Below are 9,167 nucleotides of genomic sequence, written 5' to 3'. Positions count from 1 at the left end.
CCCCTGCTCACTCCACCGGATAGGGCAGCTTTTCCATCTTCTGGATCACCATCGGATCGACGGAATCCAGCAGGTGCTTCCAGAACAGGGCCAGTTCGGGACGGCCGATGGTCAGCGGCTTGTCGGTCTCCGCCCCTTCCTCCACAGCGCGCAGCAGCCGGTGCATGGTCATCATATAGCTGAATTTCACCAGCCGGCGGTTGGAGACCGCACTGGCATTATATTGCCGCGCCGTCTTCACCAGATGGGAGAGGTTGCCCAGCAGGGCCTGGTTATCGCGCTTGATCGTATCGGCCCGCGTCAGGCCACGGATTTCCCGCCGCAGGTCGGCCACCTTGTCCAGCAGGCTGGTGAGGTTGGGCGTCTGGTGCGTGCCATAGGTTTCCAGCCAGCCGCGCTGGATCAGATCGCCAAGTTCCTCCGGCGTGTCGCGCACATTTTCCACCCAGCTTCGAATGACGAAACGGTCATAGATGGCGCGCAATTCCCCACCGCGCGGCACATCATTGGTGGCGGCGAACATGCAGTGCATGGCGACCGGGCGCACACTGCCCCGGTCATGGAACACGCGCTCATTCATGAAGGACAGGATCGAGTTCAAGATGGCGCTGGACGCGTTGAAGATTTCGTCCAGGAACACGACCTGGGCATTCTGCATCATGCCTTCTTCCAGGCGGACCATGCCCCGGTGCTCATGCAAGGCGGCGATATCATAATGGCCGAACAGTTCCCCCGGCTCGGTGAAGGGGGTCAGCAGATATTCGAAATAGCTGTCATGGCGGCTGGCCGCGTCATTCTCATCCAGCACCCCGATGGCACCGCAAAAGGCCCGGATCAGGCGTGATTTGGCCGTACCCGGCGGCCCCACCAGCAATAGTGGCTCCCCGCAGGCCACCGCCAGGATCAGCGCCCGGACATGCACATCCATGCCGATGAACCGGGCCTTCAGCAGGCTTTCCACACTCAACAGCAGTTTCAGCGTGTTCTTATGATTTGCAACCAGGGACTTCAGACTATCGGGACCGAGCATTTCAACCGCCAATCGAAGCAGGGGAATTGGGAATGGGCGATGGGGAGGCAGAAAGGGGTGGTGGAAGGGCTGTCAGGGACGCCGCCAGTTCCGGGCCAAACCGTGCTGGCAAATCAGGCAGATGGGTCAGCAGACGACGCAAGACCCACCAATCCCAGAACCCCGCCCAGTCCGGCGTGGTCGGGATCAGCGCCGTGATCATCTGTTCAAGCCGCCGGGCCCGCCTTGTTGAGGGGAACCAATGTTGCGGCCACCACCAGCGGCGCGGGCGCGGCCCCACGGCCGCCAGCAGCAGCCAGCAGGTCTCCGGCGCCAGACGCGGCACCGGCATCTGGCCAGGGATGATCAGATAATTTTCGCGCAGGAAACCCTGTATCAGCGCCGCCACGGCATGGCGGAAATCCAGATCGTCCCAGGCCAGACCCGCCACCAGCCCCCAGGCGGGCGGGGGCATGTAATATCCGTCAACCTGCTTGCGCCTTGGCCGTAACCAGCGGGGCAGGTGCCGGGACAGAGCAGTGTCGGCGACGCCCGCCCAGCGGTCGGCAAAGGCCGCCTGTACCGTCAGCAACTGGCCCATTTCCGCCGGGCGCAGTTCGGTGTAGCGCAGCCGGACATCAAGCATCCCCCATTGCCCACGCAGCCGCTTCTCATCCACGGCCGGGGGGCGCATCAGCCGGTCCAGATCGGCAACCGGCAGCGGCGGGCCTGTATCCCGCATCTCGGCCCACAGCCGATCAACCTTCTCCCGCAGGGAGGCCAGTGGCCCCCATGGCGAATATCGCCGCCTGTCCGGCAAGGGGGGCGGGCTCAGCAGCCGGTTCAGCATCACCAGCACAGGCGGGCGCAGCCCCACGGCCACCCGCTGGAACAGCAGGCCATCGCGCGGCAGGCCGGGAACCGGTGGCAAAGACCGGGCGTCGGAAACGGCATCGGTCACGGCAGCCACCTCCACAGGGCGATCAGGGCAAGATAAAGGGCGGTCGCCAGCACCAGCAGCCAGGGCCACAATGGCAGCGCCGCCGGCGGACGCGGCACCGCACCGCCCAGGATGAAGGCGGACGGGTCGTAACTGCCGCCGCTGGCCGCCGCCAGGCCGCTCAGCAGGGCAGTATCGACGCCATAGCTCCATTGTTCCGACCCGACGGCGGGGGCGCCTTCAGCCATCGTGCCCAGACGGATGGGGATACGCTGTTCGCGGTCCAGCGCATCGGGCCCGGTTTCACGCAGCACCAGCATGGCCGTCCCGCTCACCGGGGCGGCGGGCAGACGCAGGCGGAAACGGCCCCAGGCGGTGGGGTCCTGCTCGCTTCGCAAGGGCTGATCGCCATTGGCCGTCCGCAGCGAGGCGGAGACCTGCTCCACCAGCGGCACGCGACCATCCCGCACGGTCAGCGACAGCAGCAGGGTCGGGATACCATCCTGTTCCACCAGATCAAAGACATAGCGGTCACGCTGTGGCCAGGCGACCAGATGTTCCATCCAGGATTTCACGCTGCGGGCACCCGCACCCGACGCCCAGGCGGCAGGCACATTGGTGGTGAAAACACCCGCCATCCCCGTGCCGCTGTCCAGAAAGGCCAGCACGGGATCAACCGGATGCGGGCGGGTGGCCGCCAGTTCCACCCCATCGCGCACGAAAGTCACGGCATTGCCGTCCAGATCGCCCGGCGGGTCCGGCAGCAGGCCAGAACCCGGCAACAGCAGGTCCGGACGGTAATGTCCGGGTTCAAAATGTTTGGAGCGCTTTTCCGGCTGCATGAAGCCCAGATGCAGCCCGCCGATGGCACCGGGTTCGTTGATGAAATGCATCTCCCCCATCCGCGCCATCTCGCGGTTGACAGAATTTTCGGTCTGACCGATGGCAAAGATGGTGGTCATGCAGCCGGGCAGACGGGCCCCCAGGCTGAACTCCCCATCACTGATGAAGAACAGGCCGCATTGCTGGGCATTCTTCACCGCCAGCCGCTCCAAAGCGCTGTTGGGGTCCGTGCCGCCACCACAGGAGAGCGAGCCCAGGCTCGCCCGTGCCTCTGCCTTGCCGGCGGCGCTCATCGTGACGTTCCGCAGCAGGTCGCTGTAGCCACTGGCAAAGCTGGTGATGGTGAGGCTGTCACGCGGGCGCAACTGATCCACGATATGGGTACCCAGCCGCTGCGCCAGTTCCAGCGGCTGGCCGCACATGGAACCCGACGTATCCACCATGATCACGACCTGACGGCCCGGTGGTTCCACCAGCATCTCACGCGGCTTGGATGTCACCGGCAGCAACGGGTCGAGCGCCGTTTCCTCGTACCCCATCAGGACCGTCGGATCCTCATCCCGGCCCCTGTGCGGGCCGTTGGCGAGAAACAGGCCGGCCCCATTATCCTTCACCGCCGCCGCAACGCGTTCGGCCTGGCCAAACGCCAGACGATTGGCGGGCACACCATCGATCACCACGACATCGATATCATTCAGGGCAAAGGGCTGCGCATCGGCATAGCGTTCAACCTGATAGCTGTCGCTGGGCAGGGCCGACAACCAGCCGGCCGGCCCCAGCGCGGCGATCCGCGTGGGCGTATCGACCAGCGTATAGGCACGGCGACGCTGCGACGCTCCCCCCTCTGCGGGGGTGAGGTCGATATCCAGGAACTGCAAACCGCGATCCGCGAAGATGACGGGAATGGTGACAGCACCGCTGGCGCCGGCCGGCACCTCCGCCTCGGCCTCCACCGGGGTGCCTTCGCCGTTCAACTGCACCCGCAGTTTGAAGCGCCCTGCCCGGTCCAGCGGGTTGGCAACCACCAGCCGCAGCCGGGTTTCCACCCCCGCCGCCACACGCGGCGGCAGGTGGCTGGCCATCAACCCGATGCCGGGCGACGGGCTGGCAACGGGCAGGACATGGACCGGAATGCCCAGGCGGCCGGCTTCCCCTGCCGCTTCCAGCGCGTCGCCGCGCGTCTGCAACCCGTCGGATGCCAGCAGGATGGCCCCGCCGCCGGCATCGCGCACCTTGCGCGCCGCCGCCCGGATGCCGGCGGCCAGATCGCTGTTTCCCTCCGCCGGCCCTTTCTGGCCCGCCAGTCCCGGCAAGGCCCCCGCCAGGGACGCAAGCGGCAGGCCCGGATGGACCGCCACACTGCCATCAGCGACAAACAGCACACTGGCACTGTCGCGCGGATCGGCCGTGCGCGATGCCTCGCCCACCCGGTCGGCGACACGTGCCAGGGTGGTTGGCAGTTGCTCGGGCGTGCGCCGGGCACTGGCGGAACTGTCGACCAGCACCGCCAGATGCCGCCCCTCCCGCCCGGCCTCCCGGCTGAACCAGAGACCGGCAGCCGACAAGGCCAGCAGCCAGCCGATGAGACCGGCCAGCACCGGCAGTGCCAGAACCCAGCGCCCCCGCCCACCCCGGCGGGCCTGCCAGCACTGGAAACCAGCCGCCAGAAAGGCGGCCAGCGCCGCCACCAGCGCCAGCGTGCCGGCCCAGCCGCCGCCGTCACAGCCGATCCCGGCCCCGGACAATGCCCCCGGCAACAGGCAGTTCATGCCACCCTCCAATATCGGGCGGCATAGGCACGTTCCAGGGCGAACAACAGGGCGGCAGCGGCCACCAGCCAGGGCCAGACGGGGAGACCCCCATCCTGGGCGGCACGGGGCACCAGATCATCCAGGCTGCCGAAGGAGGCCGGTTCCCCCGTCATATCCCCCTCTGCCGCCGCGGTATCAATCACCGTTCCCTGCGGCGTCAGCCAGCGGGCCGGTGCAGGGGCCGCGCCTTCCGACATCAACCAGCGCACACTGTTGAAAAACAGCAGCATGGATGCCTTTTCCACCTGCCCCTCACCCGTCAGGGGCAGGCCGGGAATATAGGCGGTGCGGGGCACGTCCCGCGCCGCAATCCAGGCATGGCGGGCGGTGTCGGCAGCAATGGGTGTGAAACCTGCCGGCAGACGGGCCGCATTCATACCCGCCTGATCCAGCACATCGAAATTCACCCCGGCCAGGATGGGATGACGATCCGCAAACAACGCGACGGTGGAAGCCGACCCCCGCCGATAGCCGGGGCCGACCACCAGGGTCGGCTCCGGCCCGGCCTGTGCCGGATCATCCACCACCTTCAAGGTCGGGTTAACCGTGCCAAGCGCCCAGCCCAGCCGCGTCGGCAGGGTCCGGTCGGACAGGCGCCAGTCCACGCGCGGCTGTCCGCCGGCATCCACCACCAGTTCCGCCAGATCATCCCCGTCATAGGCACCGGATGGCGACAAGGCCAGTCGATAGGTGCCGGATTTGGCCGGTTCAAAGACAATGCGCCAGGGGCCATAAGGGGACCATTCCGCCCGGCGTTCCAGAAGGGTGCGGCCATCGGGGCCGAGGATGGTCATCCTGGCATCGCCGGGCGGCGTACCGGTGGCGGTGATGGCAACCGCCACCTCCCGCACCGCGCCGGAGAAGGGATCGCGCTGGATATCCACTGCGCTGATCCCGATATTATCGACCGGCTGGGCCACATCGATCCAGACCAGCGCCCGATCGGTTCCGGCCGGAACGGAGGGGGCCGGCCGGTCGGTCACCACCACCACATGGCTGACCGCACAGCCCCCGCTGGCCGGCAGCCGCAGGGTGGCCAGCGGCAGCGCCAGATTTGTGCCCACCGGTTGCGGCATCAGCCCCTTCAGCAGGGCCAAAGTGGCATCGGCCGTGCCATCATCCAGATGGTCAGTGCGCTGCTGGTTGAAGCTGGAAAGCCGGAAACAGGGGGCATCCTTGCCCGCCTGCGCCTGGGCCCGGCGGATCGCCTGTTCCACCGCCGCCCGCGCCAGATCCAGCCGGGTTCCCGATCCCTGCCGTGTCGCCATGCTGTAGGAACTATCGACCAGCAGCCAGACGCCCAGCCTTGTCCGGCTGATGCCGGTCACCCGCCACGCCTCCAGCAGGATGGCGGCCAACAACAAGGCGATGACCCCGCATTGCAGCCAGAAGGATACCGACCGCACCGGCATACTGGGTGCCCAGCGCCAGCGGGCCGTGACCGGTTCCGGCAGGTCCAGCAGGAAACGCGCCGCCGATACGGTGACGGTGCGAAACTGCGGCAGCCGCATATAGAGCACGACCAGCCCCAGCAGACCGGCCAGAATGGCGATGGCGGCAATGATCATGCGCGCCTCGCAAACAGGCGGGCCAGGACAGGTTCCTGGAAGAAACGGTCGGTGAAGAAGGCAGCCCCGCCATCGGCCATCGGTTCCGCCGGCCAGCGCCATTGCACATGGTCGATCCCGCCGCGCCGCGCCGGTTCCCACAGGCCGCGCGTATGGGTGGAAACGCGCTGTTCCACCATCAGGGCCTGATCCGTATCGATATGACGGCGAACCGGACCGGCGGGCAGGCCCGGCCCGCTGGCCAGGGTCGGCCCCAACAGCATGGCCCGTTCCGCCGGCCAGCTATCCAGTTCCACCAGGATGACCCAGCGCGCCCCTTCCTGCGCCCGGGCCAACAGCCGCTGCCAGCGCCCCTGCGGATCATCGAAATAAAGATCGGTGAGGACAATCCACACAGCGGTCGGCGGCAGCCGGCGCAGGATGGCCGCATCATCAAAATCATCCGTCGCCGGCTGGGTCGCCGCGCGCTCCAGGAAAGCCAGCGCACGCGCCGGCAGCCGACGGCCGCTGAACTCCTCCAGCGCATCCTCGGTGGCGAACAGCCGGTGCAGCAGCACCCGGTCGCCAGAGGCCAGCGCCACCCCGGCAATGGCCCGCGCCAGCCAGAGGGCGACATCCAGTTTCCGGCCCGCCGCCGGCAGCCGCATACTCTCCCGCGTATCCACCGAAACCGCGATGGTCAGGCGTTGTTCGGCGGCATAGGTGCGAACCAGCGGTTCGGCCAGCGGCCCCAGCCGGGCAGAGGCCGCCCAGTCGATATGACGGAAATCATCGCCGGGCAGATAGCGCCGATGCTCCCGGAACTCCAGGCTCTGCCCCTGGATACGCCGGAGATGCGCGCCCACCTGCCCTGCCGGCAGGCGCCGGCCGGCTTTCAGGCGATAGGCCTCCAGCAGCGTAGGGTCCAACGGGAAGGGGGGCAGGGGCGGCGCCATCGGGGTCAACGTTCCGGCAGGGCCACGCCAGCGGCACGCAGGGATTGCCCGATCAGGTCACGATATCCCGCCTCCGTCGGGGCGGTCAGCATCACCAGTTCGGCCAGCAGCGCATCATGCCGTTCATCCCGGCCGGGCGGCACGGGTTTGTAACGGCCCTGCGCCTTCTCCAGGAACCGGTGTTCCCAATCGAACACCAGTTTCAGGCGGTGGCGCAGCACCGGCATGGCCACCCGGCCCAGCGCCGCCCCCGCATGATCCACCCCGCCCAGGAACAGACCAGCCCAGCCCTTGGCCCCCAGCATCATCGCCGTGGCCGCCCGGGGACCGGCGCCATAATCGACGAAGTGCCGGCTCCACTTCTCCAGCGCCTCCTGGGTGCGCTGATCGATGCCCACGGCTTCCGCCGCACGGTGGTTGGTGGCCAGCACGATATTGACGATATGGTCCTTGACCACCGGCGGCGGGTCCAGCGCCCGGATGGAAGCGCCGATACGGTGGAAGAAACGCAACGCATCCTCCTCCCCCCAGCTTTTCCCGGCGGCCGTGGCCGCCGGCCCGGCGGGGGCGGCCGGCGGTCCGGTCACCTTATCGATGATGGAACCCAGGGTGCCCGCATTGGGAAACGGCATCCTGACCTTGAACATGAAACGGTCGGCCTGCGCCTCCGGCAGGTCGAACACGCCTTCCTGGTCAATCGGGTTTTGGGTGGCCAGCACCATGAAGGGCGGCAACACTGACAAGGTATCCCCCATGCCGGTAACCGGCACCGGCGGACGCAGCTTGTGCGTCTGGCCCAGCACCGTCACCTGCCCCTCCGCCATGGCTTCCAGCATGGCGGACTGTGTCTTCGGCGTGGCGCGGTTGATCTCGTCCGCCAGCAGCAGCCAGCGGAACAGCGGCCCCGGCTGAAAGGCGAACCGGCCCATGTCACCATCCACCGGCATCTTGGTGCCGGTGATGTCGGCCGGCATCAGGTCGGGCGTGAACTGGATGCGGCCCCAGCGCTTTTCGTCAAAGCCCAGATTGGCGCACAGATCCTTGATCAACTGGGTCTTGCCCAGGCCAGGATTGCCCTCCAGCAAGACATGCCCGCCGGTATAGAGCGCCACGATCAGCAGCCGGAGCACCTCCTCCAGCCCGAACATGGTGCGGCCCACCCCGTCCTGTACCGACTTCACATAGTCCAGATCATTCCGGTGCAGCACCGGCGTCCCCATATCAACCATGGACTAGCGTCCCCCTCCCATCACATGCCCAACCCAGGCGGGCAGCGGCTGCTGTCCCGACTGGGAGGGCGGGTCGTTCCTGCGTGCCGGGGCCGGAACATCCGATACCGGCACATTGCCCGCCCGTTCCGTTGCCACCGCACCACCACGCAATACCGGCAGGTCGATCGACAGGGCCTTGCCTGCCTCCTGCGTACTCGGCAGCGCCATGGGGTCGAAGCGCTGCAAGGGCGGCATCGGCTCCCCATCCGTCACCCGCTCCCGGCCCATGCCGGGGACACGCACCATCTCTGTCCCCTCTCCGCCGGAGCCCCCGACGGTGATCGAAACGATGCGGGCACCACTGCCCGCTGCATTCGCCCCCCCGCCGACCGCCACCGTTTGAGCTTGGCCAGCACCGGCGGCCCCCCGCGCCACCCCAACGCCAGAACGCTGGCCGCCCGCAGAACCCTGGCCGCCACCGGAACCCTGGCCGCCGCCGGAACCTTGACCGCCACCGGAACCCTGACCGCCGCCGGAACCCTGACCGCCACCGGAACCCTGGCCGCCACCGGAACCCTGACCGCCGCCGGAACCCTGACCGCCACCGGAACCCTGGCCGCCGCCGGAACCCTGACCGCCACCGGAACCCTGACCGCCGCCGGAACCCTGACCGCCACCGGAACCCTGGCCGCCACCGGAACCCTGACCGCCACCGGAACCCTGACCGCCACCGGAACCCTGACCGCCACCGGAACCCTGACCGCCGCCGGAACCCTGACCACCGCCAGAACCCTGACCGCCGCCGGAACCCTGGCCACCGCCAGAACCCTGGCCACCACCGGAACCCTGG

At 67.9% G+C, this 9,167-nt stretch carries 8 protein-coding genes; 1 reads left to right on the top strand and 7 read right to left on the bottom strand.

Annotated features, from left to right (window positions below; genetic code table 11):
- Window positions 1-7 precede the first annotated feature (7 nt).
- The 7 genes from PCJ49_RS23210 to PCJ49_RS23180 are packed head-to-tail and all read right to left on the bottom strand — an operon-like array spanning window position 8 to window position 8,623.
- Window positions 8-1,030, bottom strand: a complete 1,023-nt coding sequence (locus PCJ49_RS23210) for an AAA family ATPase (protein ID WP_269913058.1) — start codon at window positions 1,028-1,030, stop codon at window positions 8-10.
- Between the two features lies 1 nt (window position 1,031).
- Window positions 1,032-1,970: a hypothetical protein gene (locus tag PCJ49_RS23205; protein WP_269913057.1), complete on the bottom strand. Its 939-nt coding sequence runs from the start codon at window positions 1,968-1,970 to the stop codon at window positions 1,032-1,034.
- Complete coding sequence (locus tag PCJ49_RS23200) at window positions 1,967-4,561, bottom strand: VWA domain-containing protein (protein ID WP_269913056.1); 2,595 nt, start codon at window positions 4,559-4,561, stop codon at window positions 1,967-1,969. The genes PCJ49_RS23205 and PCJ49_RS23200 overlap by 4 nt, the downstream gene beginning before the upstream one ends.
- On the bottom strand, window positions 4,558-6,171 hold the full coding sequence (locus tag PCJ49_RS23195) for a vWA domain-containing protein (RefSeq protein WP_269913055.1): 1,614 nt from the start codon (window positions 6,169-6,171) through the stop codon (window positions 4,558-4,560). The genes PCJ49_RS23200 and PCJ49_RS23195 overlap by 4 nt, the downstream gene beginning before the upstream one ends.
- A complete protein-coding gene (locus tag PCJ49_RS23190) occupies window positions 6,168-7,106 on the bottom strand; it encodes a DUF58 domain-containing protein (RefSeq protein ID WP_269913054.1) in 939 nt (312 codons plus the stop codon). The genes PCJ49_RS23195 and PCJ49_RS23190 overlap by 4 nt, the downstream gene beginning before the upstream one ends.
- A gap of 5 nt (window positions 7,107-7,111) precedes the next feature.
- Entirely contained in the window at window positions 7,112-8,335 is a 1,224-nt protein-coding gene (locus tag PCJ49_RS23185) for an AAA family ATPase (protein WP_269913053.1), read from the bottom strand.
- 3 nt (window positions 8,336-8,338) lie between these two features.
- Window positions 8,339-8,623: a hypothetical protein gene (locus PCJ49_RS23180; RefSeq protein WP_269913052.1), complete on the bottom strand. Its 285-nt coding sequence runs from the start codon at window positions 8,621-8,623 to the stop codon at window positions 8,339-8,341.
- A 93-nt stretch (window positions 8,624-8,716) separates the two neighbouring features.
- Between PCJ49_RS23180 and PCJ49_RS23175 the strand changes: the two genes are divergently transcribed.
- On the top strand, window positions 8,717-9,167 hold a 451-nt coding region (locus PCJ49_RS23175), incomplete at its 3' end, for a hypothetical protein (protein WP_269913051.1).

Source organism: Niveispirillum sp. BGYR6, from assembly GCF_027568365.1.
Taxonomy (GTDB): Bacteria; Pseudomonadota; Alphaproteobacteria; order Azospirillales; family Azospirillaceae; genus Niveispirillum.
Note: the sequence above shows the minus strand (reverse complement) of the source record. Positions and strands in the feature narration are given on the sequence as shown.